This is a genomic window from Paenibacillus sp. P4_A9, assembly GCF_056402415.1.
This window is the reverse complement of record NZ_JBFUHL010000008.1, coordinates 79,459-99,425: the sequence shown is the minus strand read 5'-3', so window position 1 is coordinate 99,425 and position 19,967 is coordinate 79,459. Positions and strand designations below refer to the sequence as shown.

The window sequence follows — 19,967 nt, the reverse complement described above, 5'->3', positions numbered from 1 at the left end:
ATGAATGAATATGACGAACTAAGAGGAAAGTGGAAAAGCTTTCTTACAGGAGGTGTATGTAGCCTCGCTGACCTGTCAGATATTACAACGAGATTAGAGAGCATTAGTTCTACAGCTTTACAGCATTGGACATCACTCAATAAGGATGCTAACCGAACGCACCTATGGAGCGACTTGTCGGACTGGACGCTTTCCTCTACCATAACTAGTAACTATAGACGCTTGTTGTCCATGGCGCTTGCTTTTTCTACAAGCGGTTCTTATCTTCAAGGCAACCTTGAGCTTGCGGGTGTTATCATCGGCGGGCTCGATTGGATGTTTACGAATCTATATCACCCTTATAAGACTGAAATCGACAACTGGTGGGATTGGGAAATCGGTTCGCCGCTAAAGCTGAATGACATCATGGTCTTGATGTATGACCAATTGTCCCCTGCTCAAATCAGCAATTATATCAGCGCCATTGACCAGTGGTGTCCCGATGCGGAGAAAAGAGTTCTTAATGGTGCTGCAGAAACGGGGGCTAATTGTGCGGATAAAGCGCTGGCTCTCATTATTCGCGGTATTATTGACCAATCGAGCTCGAAAATCATCCAAGGTAGAGATGCGCTAAGTCAGATTTTCCCGTATGTAACGAATGGAGATGGCTATTATGTTGACGGTTCTTTCATCCAGCATGGTTGTGTGCCGTATACCGGCAGTTACGGATATGTGCTTCTGAATGATATGGCCAAGCTGTTCTACATCCTAAACGGATCCACTTGGTCCTTGACCGATCCGAATGCCAATCATGTGTACGAATGGGTGATACATGCGTATCAACCGCTCATTTATAAAGGCGCTATGATGGATATGGTAAGCGGGCGGAAACTATCGAGACAGGGAGAGCAGGACCATCTAACAGGGAGAAATGTGATCACATCGATCCTGCTCCTGGTTGAATCAGCGCCAGTTCAACACGCAGCTCTGTTCAAAAGCATGGTGAAGGCGTGGGTTCAGACGGATTCCACGTTTACCAACTATTATGATTCTTTGTCCATATTCCATATTGCATTGCTTAAGGCGACGATGAGGGATCCTTCCGTTCTTCCAAGCGAAGAATTAGTGAAGTCTCATGTTTTCGCGGGTATGGATCGTGTTGTACATCTACGTCCCGGCTTCGGCATCGGTCTAAGCATGTTTTCCGATCGCATCTCGGCATTCTCATATGGAAACGGGGAGAATTCGCAAGCTTGGTGGACGGGCGCAGGCATGACGCAATTGTACAATAACGATTTGAATCAATACAGCGATCATTATTGGGCCACTGTTGATAGGTATCGTTTACCTGGAACGACGACGGACGGAACAGGCAGCGGCACGCCTATCGCGTGGACGAAATACCCAAACCCTAATGTTTGGGTAGGAGGATCGTCTGTTGGTGGACTTTACAGTACCGCAGGCATGCAGTTTGCTCTCTCAGAGAACACGGGAAGTCCACTCCAAGGCAAGAAATCTTGGTTTTTATTTGGTGATAAAATGATTGCCTTAGGGGCTGGCATTACCAATGCCAACAACGCTAACGTGGAAACCATCATCGAGAATCGTAAGCTGAACACCGATGGTGACAACACGTTGACCGTGAATGGGCTCGCGAAACCGGATATGTTCGAATGGTCAGAGACCATGACTAAGGTGCAATGGGCGCATTTAGCAAGCAGTGTGAGCGGTTCCGACATCGGCTATTATTTCCCTGTTCCTGCTGACATAAATGGACTCCTGGAGTCCAGAAAGGGAGCTTGGCGTGATATTAATCAATACGGCAGCACGACGTCTTATACGAATAACTACTTGAGCCTTGCTTTTGATCACGGTGCGAATCCAATAGATGCTTCTTATGCGTATGTGGTGCTACCAAATAAAAGCGCAGCGGAGATGGCCAACTATGCGAAGAATTCGGATATTATCATCCTAGAGAATTCGGTGGATGCTCAGGCCGTAAAGGACAGTTCACTGAACATAGTGGGCGCAAACTTCTGGTATGATGCCGTGAAAACTATTTCAGTAGACGGAAAAGGATTTATGACGAGCGATAAAAAGGCGTCCGTTACGACACTGGAAACATCGAATCAGCTCGATGTTGGAGTTTCCGACCCGACACAGTCCAACACGGGTACGATCCATATCGAGATCAACCGAAGCGCAGCGGGTGTGAATAGTCTTGACCCGGGCATTACGGTGACACAGTTCAGTCCAACAATCAAGATGACCGTTCATGTAAAAGGTGCTGCAGGAAAATCATTCAATGCCAAATTTAACTTGGGTACGCCTATCGTTTCGGTCGAAATACCAGACATTTACTAGGGAGTGAATACTATGATGTGGAATCAAGCAATTGAAGATGCTGTACAAAAAACACGGTTTAATATTACTCGTTTTGGAGAATTGTTCCCTCACGTTAGCACAGAAGGAAAAGATTATATGCTAAACGCAAACGACGAATGGACGGATGGATTCTGGTCGGGGCTGCTTTGGTTGTGCTATGAGGTTACGAATGATTCTGAATTTCGTTTGGCTGCGCGAAGAACAGTCGAGAGCTTTCGAGACCGTTTGAAGAAGAATATCGCATTGGAACATCATGATATTGGGTTTCTTTATTCTTTATCCTCTAAGGCCCAATGGATGGTCGAGGAGAACGGGAGCGCGATGATTTTAACGATTCATGCAGCTGAGAAGCTGATGGAACGTTGGCGCGAGCAAGGCAGTTATATTCAAGCCTGGGGGCCGATCGGCGATTCCGAACAAGGTGGCCGTATCATCATTGACTGTTTGATGAATTTGCCGTTGCTTTACTGGGCTTCCGAGCAAACCGGAGATCCAAAGTTCAGAGAAACAGCTATCCTTCATGCCGAAAAAAGCAGACGCTATCTGGTGCGAGGGGATGATTCCTCTTATCATACCTTCCATTTTAATCAAGAAACAGGCGAGCCGATAGGCGGATCCACGCATCAAGGCTATACGAATGGATCAACCTGGACCCGTGGACAGGCTTGGGGGATTTATGGATTTGCGCTTTCTTACCGATATACGAAAAATCCATTGTTTTTGGAAACTTCCAAACGGTTGGCGAAGTATTTCATTAAGCACTTGCCGGCCGACAGCGTAGCTTATTGGGATTTTAACGCGGAGGTTACGGACAGCACTTACAGGGACAGCTCTGCCTCGGCTATTGCTGCGTGCGGAATGCTGGAATTGTTGGAGCATTTAGATCCTTCAGATGTTGAGGCTGAATTTTTCAATGAAGCGGTCACTCGTTCTATGGAGTCGCTCGTATTAAATTACTCGACGATGGGCGAGCCGGAAGCACAAGGGTTGTTGAAGCATGGTTCCTACCATGTAAGAGGGAATTCTTCACCGGATGATTACATGATCTGGGGCGATTATTATTACTTAGAAGCACTTCTACGTATGGAAAAAGGGCTGAAGGGCTACTGGTATGAGCGTAAGAGCGTAGTACTTGCAAAGCCGGAAATTGTAAATTAATTTTTTATAAGAAGCCAGCAAACCCTTGTGTTTGCTGGCTTCTTGCACTTCAAAACTTATTTGTCACCCAACAGGTATCACAATCAATTCCGTGTACAAAGTATATGCTACGAACAAGGTGGAATTATCAATGCCCACTTACTTAATATCTTGTAAGAAATTCTAGAAATCACAGAAATTTATCAGATAGGAGGATGCTATTATACAAATATAAATAAAGACGAGGTGATGATATGCAAGCAAAATTAGCAACGGACGCCATTCCCACCCCCAAAAAACGGGATTCATGGATAAGAACGATACAAAGATATAAAGTGATGTATGCTCTCTTATTTCCGGCATTAGTGTACTTTGCCGTATTCAAATATATTCCTATGGCGGGAATCATTATTGCTTTTAAAAACTATAACCTAGCCTTGGGACTATGGGATAGCCCATGGGTGGGATTAAAAAATTTTAAAGATTTTATTAACGGCGTTTATTTCTGGGACATTATGAGAAATACGATTATCATATCGCTGTATAAGCTATTGTTTGGTTTCTCCGCTCCCATCGTACTTGCTTTGCTTCTCAATGAAGTTTATACCCAATGGTTTAAGAAAATCGTACAAACGATCACGTATTTGCCCCATTTTCTATCATGGGTCATTGTTTATGGACTGATGGTGGCGCTATTAGCCCCAGGTGATGGTCTTTTCAACATGATTTTAAAGCAAAATGGTGTTGAGCCCATCTCCTTTCTAACGGAACCTGCCTGGGGCAGACTGCTGATCATCTTATCAGAAATATGGAAGGATATTGGCTGGGGAGCGATATTGTACCTTGCAGCATTAGCGGGAATTGATCCTAGCTTATATGAAGCGGCTCGGATTGATGGCGCTTCCAAGTGGAGACAGCTATGGCATGTCACATTGCCAGGCATTCGAGGAGTCATTATTCTCATGCTGATCCTTAAATTAAGCCATATTCTGGATGCGGGCTTTGACCAAATATTCATGTTTGCCAACAGCTTTAACCAGGAGAAGATCGATATTATCGACACATGGGTATACCGTGAAGGGTTGGAGCGTCTTAAGATTGGCTTGGCAACGGCTGTGGGTTTGTTTAAAGCTATCATCGGATTTGCTTTAGTTTTGGCTGCGAACAAGCTTGCCAAAAAATTCGATGGGCAAATTTGGTGAGGTGGTTTTATAAATGATCAATTTGACAGTCGGGGAAAAAATATGGCAAACAGTCGTATATTTTATTCTTATTATACTAGCCCTACTTTGCTTACTTCCCTTTTTGTATGTGGTTGCTGTTTCAGTGACGCCAGAATCGGAAGTGTTAAGAAGAGGAATTGTGATTATACCTGAATCCTTTACCTTTATAGCTTACAAAGAAGTATTCATTTCTCACGGTATAGGGCAGGCGTATAAAATTACGTTGTTTCGCACGATCGTAGGTACTGCACTTAATGTGCTTTTTACGGTCCTAGCTGCTTATCCGTTATCCAAAAAATATTTGCCAGGTCGCAGCACATTTTTAATATTCATTGTGTTTACCATGATGTTTAGTGGAGGGTTAATTCCGACGTATTTGTTAATCCGCTCACTGGGATTGCTAGACAGTCCGTGGGTATTGATTATTCCGCATCTCATTAGTGCATTTAATCTGGTCATTATTAAAGGCTTTTTCGAGCAATTGCCTGCTGAAATTGAGGAATCGGCGAGGGTCGACGGCGCAAGTGAACTTCAGTCGCTATGGCGGATCATTTTACCCCTGTCATTGCCCGTCCTTGCCACGATTTCCTTATTTTACGCTGTGGGGCATTGGAACAGTTATTTCGATGCCATTGTTTACTTGAATGATTCGAACTTAATGCCGCTGCAAGTTGTCTTGCGCAACATTCTGCTTAATGTCGCAACACAAAGCGCTGATTCGATTGCTAATTCCGGAACGGTTAGCAAGTTCGCTGTGCAAATGGCTGCTATTGTTGTGACTACGGTTCCGATCTTGATCGTTTATCCATTTATGCAAAAGCATTTTACCAAAGGTGTGCTCATGGGATCGATTAAAGGTTAAAAGCAATTCCTACCTAGGTTGTTACGGGGACACCGTGATAATATATATACAAGCAAAAGGAGAGGTCAATATGGAGCGTAAAAAGATTTCAATTACTGTTCTGGCTGCTATCGTAGGGCTGGGAACGCTATTGTCAGCATGTGGGAACCAAGAAGAAGTTAAGCAGACAGCTTCGAGCAGCCCTCAGTCCGAGGCTAACAAGTTTGCGAACAAAATGAAGATCTCGATGTTTAACCAAGGTACTTTCAATGCTGCCGCTCCGATACCTCCACGTGAGGAAGATATTCAACGCCAAATGTTGGAAAAGGCGATGAACATCGACTTGGATATGACGATTCCACAAGCTGGTCAAGCCACAACCAAACTGAATACCCTCATTGCAGGCGGGGATATTCCAGATTTGCTCTTCTTGAAGAGTCGATCCGATCTTGCGCAATATTATGACCAAGGCGTTCTTGCAGATTTGACCCCGTACTTGGATCAATTTCCTGAATTGAAGAAGCGTTTTGGTAAAGACTCCTGGGAGGCTACATCATATCTGGGAAAAACGATTGGAGTTCCAGGTTATGATAATGTAAACGGTATCAGTCGAAGCTTCTTCATCCGCAACGATTGGTTAAAAAAGCTGAATATGAAAGTGCCGACAACTCCTGACGAGCTGTTCGAAGTGATGAAAGCCTTTACGGAGAAAGACCCAGACGGAAATGGCAAAAACGATACGTACGGATTCATAGGCGGTATGAATAAAGAGGGCAATCTGCAAACCTACGGTTTCGATAGCTTGATGTGGATGTTTGGCGTCAATCCTCCTTCAGCCATTGAAGTGAAAGACAATAAACCGGTATTCCTTTTTATTGATCCTAAAATGAAGGAAGCGCTCGCTTACATCAATAATATGATGACAGCGAAAGTTGTGGACCCAGACTGGGTGACGATGAATACACCTGATTTGTTGGACCAAAAGTTATTTAAAGGTAAAGTTGGCTTTATGATCAGAGATGCCCGCAGACTGGAACCGGATTATCAGCAGAAAATGAAAGAAATCAGCGGTGAGGTACCGGAATGGATCGTTATTCCTCCAATGAAAGGACCTTACGGTGATCAAATCGTGGAGAGAAAATCGTTCCAAGGCAATTCATGGGCCATTTCCAAGAAAGCGGATAAGGACAAAATCATTCGGATCTTGTCTATGCTGGAATATCTCTTTACGGACAAAGAAGCCTATCCGAATTTCGCATACGGAATTAAAGGGATTCATTGGGATGTCGTAGACGGCAAGATCAAAAATAAAACCTCTGAATTATCCAAGGAAATGAAAGAAAAGTACTTATGGGTTGATCATTATAGAATGCCGCGTCGTGGCGATGATGCCGAGTACTTCAGCTTCCAGAATCCGAAGACGGCAGAAGCTTTCACGAATAATCAACAATATGTGGGTCCTACTTTGCCCGGAAATTTGTTGACTGCAGACCCGAGCGATACCTTGGCAGCTGACCGCACACGTTTTATTAATGAAAGCTTAGTCAAATTTATGTCGGGCAAAGACCCTCTTACCAACTGGGACAATTTCCTCAAAACATTGGATACGAAGTTCGACATGCAGAAATATAAGGATACAGCCGTTAAACAATTTAAAGAAGCAGGCTTGATCAAGTAATAGACGAAGAGAGTGGCGATAAATAGCCCCTCTCTTTGTTGTCCTATGCTATGCTTAGTTTAATACAGATTTAAAAGGAAGATGACCGATGCGAAGAAGAATCAGCTTGCCTATAAAATTATTTTTGATTGTGTTCGCGTTTGTATTAAGCTGCATCATCTTGATAAGCCAATTGTCCTATCGCTATGTCCAAAAGGAAATAAGAACCAACGACATTTATTACACGAACCAAATATTGGATAAAGTTGACCAGTATCTAACTGTTAATTTTTCCTCCTTCCAGACGATCCTGTTCTCGGTCGAAACTTCGGTTAAAGCAAACATTACCAATACGGAAGTGATTAAAAAGCAATTAAGAGAGCTATATGAACTCAACAGTAATTACGTGAGTAACATTTACTTGATCAATAGTGATTTATCCATTCTAGGCGGAAGTACGCCTACGCGAATTTTCGATGAACCTTTATCGGATAGAAAGCCTTTGTTTGATGCGGCCGACAAGAACAGACGGACAACATTTGTTAGTGATCCTTATAAATCTAAGTATTCCGGCTGGACAGTTACGATGGTGAGATATCTGAACGGCTCTCCGTATCCTATGGCTATTGCAGTAGACTTGGATCTAAACGCTATTGAAGAAACCTTGTTTAAGATTAATAAAAAAGAACAAATGAATCTAGCTCTGATTACCACATCGGGTAAAATCATTGCTGGATTTTCGKAAAATAGAGGCCCCCTAAGTATTCAAGATCATACTTTTTCTATTGGGGAAATGTCGGCAGAACAAATTCTTGATACGACGGGAACAAGCCTTCAACTGCATACAAAAGATGGCTTACCGGTCTCTATTCTGAAGAAACCGACGGAGAAATTCAATTGGTTCCTCATCTCGATGAACGATGAATCTCGCATGGAAGCTGCGTTGTCCAGATTGGAAACTTATTATCTCGGGCTTCTGTTTGCAGGCCTACTTTTAAGTTTGTTCATTTCCTTCTTTATTGCCAAATATATAAGGAATCCGCTCTATGCACTCAAAACAAAAATGAAGCGGGTAGAGCAAGGCGATTTGACAACGACAGTTACCATTAAGCGAAACGATGAATTCGGCGACCTTTCCCGAGCATTCGACCGAATGCTGCAGCAAATTGTGGAACTGATTCGGCGAGCGGAGCTTCATAATGAACTTGAACGGAAGCTGGAAATCCAAGTGCTGCAATCTCAAATAAATCCTCATTTTCTGTATAACACACTTGGATCTATCAGCAATGTCATACGCCTCGGGCAAATAGAGAAAGTAGATGTGGTGATCACGTCTCTCATTGCATCATTGGAATATGGGATCGCCGACGCTTCGGAGAAGGTTTCACTTCGTCAGGAGTTGCAAAATGTAGCGGACTATATCGCGATCCAGAACATTCGATATAATAGGCACTTCCACTTGATTGAGAATATTGAAGATGAGTTAATGGATTTTCCGGTTTTTCGAATGCTGCTGCAGCCAATTGTGGAAAATAGTATCTTCCATGGCTATAACGGAGGGGGAATCGAAGGTTCGATTACTATTCATGCGTACATGAAGGGCGGCAACGTCATGATCGAAGTCATTGATCAAGGCGAAGGAATTCCAGCGGATAAAATAAAACATATTTTAATGGCAGACCCGAGGGATCAGGAAGTAAAAAGGAAAAGAATCGGGTTAAATAATATTCATGGTCGAATAAGACTTCACTACGGGGAGCAGTTCGGGCTCCAAATCATAAGCACACCTCAGGAGATAACCTGTGTCCGAGCCGTGTTCCCGGTAGGTTCGTTTAAAGGAGATGTATGATGGTGAGAGACTACACCTGCTTCATTGTTGACGATGAAGATCTAATTATTCAACGATTGGAATTATTTTTTAGCGAGCTCTCCCATAAGGAAAGGAAATTTCATTTAGTGGGAAAGGCGAATAATGGGCTGAAGGGGATAGAGGAGATTTTACAGCTAAAGCCAGATATTGTTATATCCGATATCGTTATGCCGCGAATGGATGGGATAGCCATGATTGAGCAGTTAAAGCCGGAGCTGCCTAATACCCAATACATTCTTTTGACTGCCTATTCGTCTTTTGAATACGCACAGAGAGCTATTCAGACTAACGTATTGGAGTACATTGTTAAGGTTCCGTTGAATGAAGCGGATTTGGATCGAGCTTTGGATAAGGCAGCTGGCATTTTGGATGAGGTTAAGAAAAAAGAAGAGGAATTTCAATCTTTAAACGTATCCGTTCTTGAAAATAAATATAGAGTYCGCAAGCAATTTTTTAATGAGCTGATCAGAGGCGAAATACCTACTCATCGGGCATCGAATTTTGCCAATCTCATGGAGTCCCAATTCTTTCAAGCCAACTATTGCTGCTTTATTGTTGAAATGAATCTGTATGAAAGTTTCCGAAATGAATATTCAGCTGTTGACCAAAACATCTTGAAGTATGCGATTACGAATGTGATCGAAGAAACGGTGATGAATTGTGGCAGGGGTGTAGCTACAGATCTATTCGATAATCGTTTTATTGGCTTTCTTTCCTGGGAAAATAATCGCAGTGATATGGATACGGAGTATGCCTGCCAGGCATTGGGAAGTCAGATCGTCTCCAATTTGCAGCAGTATTTGAATCAAAGGGTATCCGTAGCTTTTGGCGGTCCGCATCGAGGCTGGGAATCTATCAAACAAGCTTACACGGAAGCACAAAATGTGAGTGAGGATTTCTATTATCATGCAGAGAAAGTAGTCAAAACGCCGGCGCATCGGTTCCATTACCGGAATGACAGAAGAGAAGACTTTCAGCAGAAACTGGCTGAATTTCTTATATGGGTGCAAAGACAGGTTTCCAAGGAAGAGCTGGAGAAAGAATTTGCTGATTTAAACCAATTTGCTACAGATCATAAAATCCATAGGTCCATCATGACACCTATGCTTCGAGACTTGTATAGAGACATTATTATGAAATTTAAATCGGGGAACACGTCGACCACGGATATAGCAGAGTTTCCCATAGAATTTATGGCATTTCGGGACCAACTCGCCTATATTAGCGACTTCACATTCGAATATGTACACGCTGGCCAACTTTTACATCGGGCAGAAATCATGAGAGCCATGCGCTTTATAGAGAAAAATCTGAAACAGCGTTTAACATTGGAGGCTATTGCTGAGGATGTGAACTTAGCGCCATCGTATTTTAGCAGCCTATTTAAGAAAACAATGAACGAAGGTGTTATCAGCTACATCAACCGTAAAAAAATCCAGTTGGGTCTCGAGCTGTTAAATGTTCAGGATTATTCTTTATTGGAATTGTGCGAGGAAGTAGGCATTGTAAATGAGGGGTATTTTTGCAAATTATTTAAAGAATATACGGGTGATACACCTAAGCAATATCGGATAAAAATGACACGGTATGAATCCAAATAAGGTTGCAAAAAAATGTATGATTTTTTCTCGAAATCATGTAAAAAAACGGGGATCAAAAGGATTACCATGATAGATGTATCTTATCATGGAGGTTATCAAAATGGAGCTTATTAAAGCGGATGTAACCGTCGTAGGCGGAGGTATTGCTGGGCTATGCGCCGCCATTGCTGCCGCTCGTCAAGGGCTGCAAGTTTCACTTATTAATGATCGACCGGTTCTTGGGGGGAATGCCAGCAGCGAGGTTAGGGTTCATATCAACGGGTCGGCATATCTCGGCAAAAGCCCATCCTATTATGCGCGTGAGGGCGGGTTGGTGGAAGAACTCAAGCTGAAGATTTTCCACTATAATCCGTTATATAACAAAAAGCTTATGCTTTCGCTTTCGGATACGGTCTTGTTGGATATGGTTTATGATGAGCCTAACATTTCTCTGTTTCTGAATACATGCGTGCATGAAACAGGAATGGAGAACGGCAGAATCAAATGGGTGGAGGGCCTTCAATTGGCTTCCGAAAGGAAATTCCGTTTTGAAAGCCGAACCTACATCGATTGCTCCGGAGACGGGGTTGTCGGATATCAGGCAGGTGCTCTCTTCCGATGGGGGAGAGAAGCGAAGCATGAATACCAGGAAGACTTGGCTCCTGAAGTGGCAGACCATTACACCATGGGAGACACGATCCTTTTCCAAGCTCGTGATGTAGAGTATCACGTTCCGTACAAGAGGCCTGGCTTTGCGTATGATATTACGAAGTTGGCCTTTTTCGATAGTATCAGAAAAGGTTTGAATCATCGGGCTTTTCCTAGAAAAATCAACGGACTTGGCGGATTGTGGTGGCTGGAATACGGCGGGCATATGGATGTTATCAAAAACAATGAAGACATCGCATTGGAGCTGCGGAAATTGGTTTACGGGATTTGGGATTATATCAAAAATAGCGGCGAATTTGATAATGTGGATAATCTCATCTTGGATTATGTATGCCCAATTCCGGGAAAGCGGGAATCGAGGCGATTTATTGGGAATCACATGTTGTCCCAGAATGATCTTACCGCGAAGCCGCATTTCGAAGATGCTGTATCCGTCGGGGGATGGTATATGGATTTACATGCTGCTAAGGGCATCTACGATGAGGGACCGGCTACTGCATGGAATTTCGTGCCCGGATTATACAATATTCCATTCCGTAGTTTATTTTCCCAAAATATTCCTAACCTTATGTTCGCTGGTCGCAATATAAGCGCTACCCATGTTGCTTTCGGATCTACAAGGGTAATGGCTACCTGCGGTTGTATGGGGCAGGCGGTTGGAACGGCCGCTTCGTTATGCTTGAAATATGAGGTAGACCCCGCAGACATAGTCGAAGCTCATATGGAGGAGCTGCAGGCGCTGCTGCTTCGAGACGGGCAAACGATTGTAGGGCTAAAAGAGGAATTGGATCCTTACTTCGCTGACGGATTACATATTCGTGCCTCGTCTCAGCGCAGCTATGACAATCTTCATCCAACCGAAGCGATTCCCTTGGAGAAAGGGTTATGTTTGGTCTTGCCGATTGAGACATCCGTGGCGGAAAGCGTACGGATCAAAATTAAAAATAGTTCCAAGCATTCGGAAACTTTGCATGTGAAGCTGTTTGGCGGGGAACGGAAGGAAAACTACATTCCCACCAGCCAGTTGAAAGACTATAGCTTGGCTATAGCGGCCGGTCATGACGACTGGATTACGCTGGACTTGGGCTGCACGAAGCCAGCTGACGACAAAATATACATCGTACTGGAAGGTACGGCGAGGCTTGCCGTATACGGTAATGATGAGAAAATAACAGGAGCGGTCAGCTTCCATTATAGGCCGGAAGAGCCGTCTAGGCTGAAGAAATTCAATAAGAGCATTTGCTTTAAGGAGCTGCTCCCTTCCCAGAATATGTATAATCCCGAGAATGTCGTTAACGGCTACTCCAGACCTTATGGTCTGCCGAACGGCTGGATTTCCGAATGTACGGAAGGACAGGAATGGTTGGAACTCTGTTTTGCAAGCCCTAAAAATCTGGACGAAATCCATCTTGTTTTTAATTCGCAACTGGATTTGGAGCATTTCGACGATCCAATCGAGCCCCTTATCCAAGATTATGATGTGACCTTGACCTTCGAAGACGGAACCGAGAGGGAAATCAAAATCCGTGGAAATTATCTCACATTGAATAAACATAAGGTGGATGCGAAATGTGTAACCCGAATTCGGATTAATTGCTGCGCAACTTACGGTTCGCCTTATCATGAAGTGTTTGCTGTAAAATTGTTTGCTCCTAAAAACGATAAGTGAGGTCAGGTGAAGTTGCGATGCAGGAATTATTCCCTCGAAGAGGGTTACCAAATGTAATTCACAAGTTGGAAAATGGGGAAACCGTGACAATTGTCTATTTTGGCGGCAGTAATACTCGCTCTGAAGGATACAGAGTTATGACGGCGGATTGGCTTCGGGGGCAATATCCCAAGGCGGATATCCGCTGTGTGAATGCAGGCATTGACGGAACTGGATCGGATTTGGGATGCGCCCGTATGGAGACGCATGTGCTTCGTCATCAGCCTGATCTCGTGTTTGTTGAGTTTGTCGGTAACGATGGCGGAGTTCCCGAGTCTAAGGCGCGGATCGAAGGGATCGTCCGCCAAATCCGCAAGCGGAATCGGTTTACCGATATCCTGTTCGTTTATACGCTGAAGGAGCGGGATGTGGTAGGATTTCAGTCCGGGGAATACCAGAAGGGAGCTCTTATGCAGGAGGATGTGGCCGACTATTATGGCATTCCTTCGATTCATCTGGGTGTAGCGGTCAGTCATTTAGTGTCGGAGGGAAAGCTCGTTTTTACCTCAAGGGCAGGCGAGTCCATTCCCGGTGCCGTTATATTTACGCATGATTCGATCCATCCTACAATTCCCGACGGACACCAGATTTACACGGTTACGATTACCCGTTCATTTGTGCGGATTCGCGAACTTCAAGTTAGCTCGGGAAGTGTTGAACATAACCTCCCTGAGAACCCTCTGGTCCCGGACAATCCTTGGGAGTACGCTGCTATGCTGCCGCTGGATGGCCATGCCAATTTATCAGCAGGATGGTCCTATATGACCCCCGATGATTTAGCTTTGGTCCGCGATTATAATTGGTTGTTCCCCGGCCTATGGCGAGCAGTCGATCCCGGAGAGGCTATCACGGTGCAGTTCGAAGGTACCCGTATCGGGTTGTTCGATATCGGGGGGCCGGATTCCGGAAGATTGAAGGTGACGGTGGATGGCGGGGAACCCTTCCTTGTCGATCGATTCACACCACACAACGATCATAATCGGAATCAGTATGTTTTCTTGCCGGAGCTTCCGAAAGGGAACCATACCGTTCGTTTCGAAGTCGATAACGAGAAGACAGACAAAGCGGCCGTGTTTAAGGCATGCGGCAATGAACGAAGTATGGAGCATGTAAGGCAGCATCTGGATTGGTACGATCAAACGGTGATCCAGCTTGGGAAGTTGTTGTTGGTGCAGCCGCCATTATAATGGATAAGATCGGCTTTGTCCTCTTAGAAGGTCTTATCGTATCTGACTGGGAAGCGGCGCTTCAAAACTTAATTTGTAAATCACTTTTATAAGAAAAGCCAGCAAACCCTTATGGTTGCTGGCTTTTTGCACTTCAAAATCTATTTGTCACCCAACAACAACAACAACCTGGCATCCCCTCTTGCTGTTACAAGCGGTCGTCCGAGAATCGAGAGCCTTCTGCGGATCGATTGCATAAAGTAAAGTTGTTAGTAGCCCTGTCGCTGACTTTAAGAACCATGTTCGCAAATATCCGGAGACTAGGGCTTGTTAGTTGTCCGATTCAATGACACCTGACAACTCGCACCGCACAAAATGGGAGGGATATTTTCCTGAAAATGGGTAAACATATAGAAATCAAGCTCATTTCACCTCAGAGGGGGATTCTTACATGATTCAAAAGAATTTGCCCTTTGCGCTCGTTATGATGACTTTAATGATGTCTGTCGGCCTAATGAATCACGTTCAAATGGTCCCTTTATTATTGGAAACGGTACAAAGGGACGCTTGGATCAGCATCGTAATATTGACTGTACCCCTCTGCTTATTCATGATTCCCGTTTACTACATCTGTAAAAAAACGAGCGGACGTAACATTCAAGACTGGATCAAGATCAACTATGGCTTCATAGCGTCCCTTCTTTTTCGGAGTTCATGGATCGTATATTTTATTTTTTTCGTCTTCGTCGCGGTCAAAGATACAGTCATGTGGACGCATGTCTCCTATTTACCACATACTCCCGTGCTTGTTATCGCCTTATTCTTATGTGGTTTATGCGCGATTGTCAGCGTTTTTGGTGTACGCATGATTATGATTGCATGCGGCATTTTTTTGCCGACCGTATCTTTGCTCGGTTTCTACATTTCCTTTGCGAACATTCCGAACAAGGATTACTCCAGTATCTTTCCCGTCCTTGAAAACGGTTGGAGTCCTATTCTGAAAGGTCTGATTTTTGTAGGCGGCGGATTGTCGGAGCTGGTTATCATCATATTTCTAAATCAGCAAGCTTCAAAAAAATCATTATTTTTTTATATTTTACTTGCTCTGCTGTTAGTCTGCCTGGCTTTTGGTCCGACTTTAGGCTCGATCAGTGAGTTTGGTCCTGTGGAGGCTGCCAAACAACGATATCCTTCTTTTGAAGAATGGCGGCTTCTACGTATTGGACACTTTATCGAGCATATGGATTATTTGTCCATTTATCAGTGGATCACCGGCGCATCCGTTCGAATTTCACTTGGCATCTGTATGATCCTCGATCTTGCGAATTTGAATAAGCGGCGTACTCGAGCATTAGCCGCTTCATTGATTGGTGCAGGATTCATATTGGCTAACCTACTACATATAAGCGATTATGATTTTTTGTTATTTTTACGGCATTGGTATTTCCCAGCGGTATTACTATTCCATTTGCTGATTGTCGTGATCCTACTCGTTCTTATCGCTCTATGGAGGCACAAGAACGAAACTACGTAGTCTAAAAAGGTGGTACAACTATGCTACAGTCAGACAAGATCACCATCGGTTCTTTAGAGGAGCACTCCATCAGGCAGCTGTTCAAAAACAGCCAAGATGTTCAAATCGATAACGTTTTAATGAAATTTCGTCATTCAACGCATAGCGTGATTTTAATCTACTGCATCGGCATAGCCGATTCCAAGCAAATCAATAATTATGTCCTGCTTCATTTGGAGGGCATGATAGAGCTTCATCCGGACGAACAATCTCTCGAGTGCTTCGGTCCTTTACGATTGAAAAAGCTCAATGAGAATGACAACATTGATACGCTGTCAGCTGATGTTTTTACTGGAACCTTAATTATTTATTTAGAAAAATCACAAACCTTTTATTCTCTGGAAATCGCCAATGCTCCGAAACGCAATCCTGAGGAATCCGCATCAGAGGTCTCAGTAAAAGGGGCGCGCGACGGTTTTACCGAAGACTTGGCAACCAACGTTGCCTTGGTTCGACGCAGAATTAAATCAGCCACATTGTCCGTTGAATATTACACTGTGGGCAAAAGAAGTCAAACCAAGGTGGCATTATTGTATGTAAATGATATTGCAAATTCAGATTTGATCCAAGAAGCCAAAAAACGACTTTGTAAAATTGATGTGGATGTGCTGCATAACAGCAGCCAATTGGAAGTATTGCTTGCTGATAATTCGAATTCTTTATTTCCGTTAATCGATTATATCGGGCGTCCGGATTATGTTACTGAAAGCTTAATGGTCGGTCGGTTTGTATTTTTAGCTGATGGCTCCCCTAATGCCATCATTGCTCCAGTCACGTTTACTGAGATTCTCAAAACACCGGAGGATCTCTATTTACCTTTTCAATTTGTTAGCCTAGAAAGACTCCTTAGAATACTTGGATTTATTATCGGTACACTATTGCCGGGGTTCTGGATCTCCTTATCCGCCTTCAATATCGACCAGATCCCTTTCTCCCTGCTGGCTTCAGCAAAAATAAACAGGTCTGGTCTTCCTGTGCCGTCCACACTCGAAGCGTTTCTAGTGGTTATCCTTTTTGAAGTGTTCCGGGAAGCAGGCGTTCGTTTGCCCAAATCGGTCGGTCAGACGGTTGCCGTTGTCGGTGGGTTGATCATTGGTGACATGTCTGTAAAAGCCGGTATTACCTCGCCAATCATGATCGTGGTCGTATCGATATCTACCATTGCATCGTTTATGCTGATCAACCAAAACTTAAATGGGACCGCGACCATTTTTAGATTTTTTGTTCTTCTCATGTCCTGCTTTTTGGGCATATTTGGGTTTATCCTTTCCTGTATCTGCATTGTCTTTTATATGTCCGCCTTGGAATCTTTCGGCATCCCTTACTTGAGTCCATTGTCTCCACCGATTTGGAAGGAAATGGTGCCAGCTTACTTGAGAAAACCACTATCTCAAATGAAAAAGAGACCGCGTTCTCTGCAACCGAAAGATGCCACCCGTCAAGGAGATGATGCTACTTGAACTTCGGACGTATCGTTGTATTGATTCTAGGCTGCAGCCTGATCCTCACCGGTTGTTGGGATCGAAGTGAGCTTCAAGATACCGTATTCGTAGCTGCAATTGGCGTTGATTATGAAGATGGACAATATCTCGTATCTTCCCAACTGTTAAATTTCGGTAAAGTTGCCAAGCGTGGAGAAAATGCTGGAGAGACCACATGGATCGGTACGGCATCCGGTAGTAACCCGTTTGTCGCTTTTCAAAATTTAAATCAAGTGACATCCCAGCAGGAGTTGTATTTAGGACAGGTGACTGCTCTTGTTTTAACCAGCCGCGCGCTTGAGCAAGATGTAGAGGACATCCTGGAAGCGTTATACCGCTATCGGGAGCTTCGTTATACTGTCTGGTTATTTGGGACCAAAGAGCCCCTCACGCCGTTGTTTGGTTCAGATGCTCTACTTGGCCTCTCGCCTCAGCTGACCGTCATCCACAATCCTAAACCCGCTGCCGCCAAAATAGAACGAACTCTGCCGGTTTCTGTGAGACAATTCCTTAAGGCCTATAGAGAGCCCGGGGAAACGGCTTTTATTCCCTCTCTATCGTTACATAACATGTGGGAGACAAAAGATAAATCKATTCCCGTAGCCTATATCGATGGATTCTATGCTTTTTATCAAAAAAAGTATAAAAAGAAATTTCTGCTTACCGATGTCGAAGGAATTCGTTGGATGAACAGACCTTCAGATGAGGTCCTGCTGCAGGTAAATGGAGAGCAATTTCAAGCGACGTGTATGGTAAGAAGTATTCGTCGGAGTGTGAAGTGGATTTATGCGAAAGATCAGCTTCAATATATACTGGACTTAAAAATAAAAGCCAGCATGGAAATGGGGAATGGTCAGTTCTCCAAAGAAGAGTTGAGGGCGGCTGCGGACAAAACGATACGCAATGAAATCATGGAAACCTTTAAACTGGGTCAAAAATCCAACACCGACTTGCTGAATTTGGGGAAGGAAATGTATAAATATGATCTTCGCCAATGGCGAGAAATTTACCCTTCACCAGAAGTCAAACCTGCATTGAAGGTGAATATCCATTTGTTCCTAGAGCATTCGGGGACTTATAAGGCGGGATAATATGGTAAATCGCAGGGTCATTCAAGGCTGAAAATAAAAATGAGGCTGGTGCAGCAACCAGAGTAGGATTAATCTCCCATGAGTGTTTCCCATCAATGCCTTCTGAAGGATAACGGAATTCTTGAAGGGAATGTTGAAGAGCATCTGGAGGTTTATTTTAAGCACTGTTCAATCGAAATCAATGTCAACCATCTCGCACGCATGGCGTTGATATTAGCTAATGGAGGCAAGTTTACCATTGAAGTCGGAATACCCGCCAAGAGTGGTGTTTCGGGTGGTATTTTGTAATTCAATCGATTTGACTGTAAAACCACTTCAAAACTTTATTTGTCATTTTATTTTCACTAAGAAGCCAGCAAACCCTTGTGTTTGCTGGCTTCTTGCACTTCAAAACCAATTTGTCATTCAACACGCGCGTCGTGCGCATCCGATTCGCAAGGGGGCGAATGTCAACTAAGTTATTACTTTGATAAAGATTTCCCAAGTTTTAAATATAAAATTATTACCAAAACAATTTATAAAATTACATTTTAATAAAAATTCATGAGCGTATAATTCTTTACATGAGAACGCTTTAGAAGAAATTTGCTCAAATTATTTCGTAGGAGGTTATTTTGTTAAAAATAGTAGGAGAGGGACGATACAAATGAAAGCGGTTTTAGAAACCAATAGAGAGAATATCAAAATAAATAAAAAGAAGAGTTTCTTACATAGCTTAAAACGAGATTCACTCTTATATTTACTCTTACTTTTGCCAATAGCGTATATCCTCATCTTTCGATATGCACCGATCTATGGCGTGTTGATGGCCTTTCAGGACTATAACATTTTTGAGGGAATTAGCGGGAGTGAGTGGGTTGGGCTTGATGTCTTCAAATTCATTTTTGAACAAGATAGTTTTTACCGTGCGCTTACCAATACGCTCGTGTTGAACCTTCTGGATTTGGTAGCGGGGTTCCCTGCACCGATCATCCTGGCCATTTTGTTGAGTGAAATCCGGTTTGTCCGATTTAAAAAAGTGACCCAAACGATTCTATATTTACCGCACTTCTTATCCTGGATCATTATTGGCGGTATGGCCTACCTGCTATTTTCCTCAGGAGGCATGGCGAATACAGTCTTATCTAGTATCGGGATTGGTAAAATTGAGTTCCTTTCTCAAAAAACCAATTGGTTGATCATGTATGTCGCTATTGGGGTATGGCAAAGCGTTGGCTGGGGTACCATTATCTATTTGGCTTCCATCATTGGCATCAATAAGGAGTTATATGAGGCGGCAGATATCGATGGATGCACCAGGGTTCGTAAAATATGGCATATTACTTTGCCTGGGATTAAGCCTACCATTGTTATTTTACTAATTTTACAAATCGGCAAGATGATCTCGATCGGATTTGATCGGCCATTTGTGATGGGCAATTCATTGGTAAATGAGTACTCCGATGTCATCAGTACCTATGTATATCGGATTGGAGTTGCATCTGGCGATTTTTCGCAGGCAACAGCCGTTGGACTGTTTCAATCGGTTGTAGGGTTAATCTTTTTAGTGGCAGCCAATTACATTGCCAAAAGAATTGGTGAGCAGGGAATTTGGTAAGGAGTGTGAG

The 19,967-nt window shown here is 43.6% G+C and carries 13 protein-coding genes and 1 pseudogene; all 14 read left to right on the top strand.

Going from position 1 to position 19,967, the window contains the following annotated elements; translation table 11 throughout:
- The 14 genes and pseudogenes from AC1DVJ_RS09070 (at position 1) to AC1DVJ_RS09005 (ending at position 19,957) form a co-directional block, all read left to right on the top strand.
- Entirely contained in the window at positions 1–2,343 is a 2,343-nt protein-coding gene (locus tag AC1DVJ_RS09070) for a polysaccharide lyase 8 family protein (protein ID WP_477590114.1), read from the top strand.
- A gap of 15 nt (positions 2,344–2,358) precedes the next feature.
- Positions 2,359–3,522 (top strand): glycoside hydrolase family 88 protein, encoded by a 1,164-nt coding sequence (locus tag AC1DVJ_RS09065; RefSeq protein ID WP_477590112.1) that lies wholly within the window; start codon positions 2,359–2,361, stop codon positions 3,520–3,522.
- 233 nt (positions 3,523–3,755) lie between these two features.
- The gene (locus AC1DVJ_RS09060) at positions 3,756–4,703 is read left to right on the top strand and encodes an ABC transporter permease (protein ID WP_477590050.1); all 948 of its coding nucleotides are present in this window, start codon (positions 3,756–3,758) and stop codon (positions 4,701–4,703) included.
- A 13-nt stretch (positions 4,704–4,716) separates the two neighbouring features.
- Positions 4,717–5,586 (top strand): carbohydrate ABC transporter permease, encoded by an 870-nt coding sequence (locus AC1DVJ_RS09055; protein WP_477590048.1) that lies wholly within the window; start codon positions 4,717–4,719, stop codon positions 5,584–5,586.
- Between the two features lie 70 nt (positions 5,587–5,656).
- Positions 5,657–7,243 (top strand): extracellular solute-binding protein, encoded by a 1,587-nt coding sequence (locus AC1DVJ_RS09050; protein ID WP_477590047.1) that lies wholly within the window; start codon positions 5,657–5,659, stop codon positions 7,241–7,243.
- Between the two features lie 88 nt (positions 7,244–7,331).
- On the top strand, positions 7,332–9,071 hold the full coding sequence (locus AC1DVJ_RS09045; RefSeq protein ID WP_477590046.1) for a sensor histidine kinase: 1,740 nt from the start codon (positions 7,332–7,334) through the stop codon (positions 9,069–9,071).
- Positions 9,071–10,693 carry a response regulator gene (locus AC1DVJ_RS09040; protein ID WP_477590044.1) on the top strand — a complete coding sequence of 541 codons (1,623 nt, stop codon included), beginning with the start codon at positions 9,071–9,073 and terminating at the stop codon, positions 10,691–10,693. Before AC1DVJ_RS09045 ends, AC1DVJ_RS09040 begins: the two co-directional genes overlap by 1 nt.
- A gap of 100 nt (positions 10,694–10,793) precedes the next feature.
- Complete coding sequence (locus tag AC1DVJ_RS09035) at positions 10,794–13,010, top strand: FAD-dependent oxidoreductase (RefSeq protein WP_477590043.1); 2,217 nt, start codon at positions 10,794–10,796, stop codon at positions 13,008–13,010.
- A 17-nt stretch (positions 13,011–13,027) separates the two neighbouring features.
- On the top strand, positions 13,028–14,236 hold the full coding sequence (locus AC1DVJ_RS09030; protein WP_477590042.1) for an SGNH/GDSL hydrolase family protein: 1,209 nt from the start codon (positions 13,028–13,030) through the stop codon (positions 14,234–14,236).
- 430 nt (positions 14,237–14,666) lie between these two features.
- Positions 14,667–15,749: an endospore germination permease gene (locus AC1DVJ_RS09025; RefSeq protein ID WP_477590039.1), complete on the top strand. Its 1,083-nt coding sequence runs from the start codon at positions 14,667–14,669 to the stop codon at positions 15,747–15,749.
- Positions 15,750–15,769: 20 nt separating this feature from the next.
- Positions 15,770–17,248 (top strand): spore germination protein, encoded by a 1,479-nt coding sequence (locus AC1DVJ_RS09020; protein WP_477590038.1) that lies wholly within the window; start codon positions 15,770–15,772, stop codon positions 17,246–17,248.
- Positions 17,245–18,360, top strand: a complete 1,116-nt coding sequence (locus tag AC1DVJ_RS09015; protein ID WP_477590036.1) for a Ger(x)C family spore germination protein — start codon at positions 17,245–17,247, stop codon at positions 18,358–18,360. Before AC1DVJ_RS09020 ends, AC1DVJ_RS09015 begins: the two co-directional genes overlap by 4 nt.
- Positions 18,361–18,462: 102 nt before the next feature.
- A pseudogene (locus tag AC1DVJ_RS09010) lies at positions 18,463–18,645 on the top strand (glutaminase); the annotation flags it as partial.
- 361 nt (positions 18,646–19,006) lie between these two features.
- The gene (locus tag AC1DVJ_RS09005; protein WP_477590034.1) at positions 19,007–19,957 is read left to right on the top strand and encodes an ABC transporter permease; all 951 of its coding nucleotides are present in this window, start codon (positions 19,007–19,009) and stop codon (positions 19,955–19,957) included.
- The last annotated feature ends 10 nt before the right edge of the window (positions 19,958–19,967 follow it).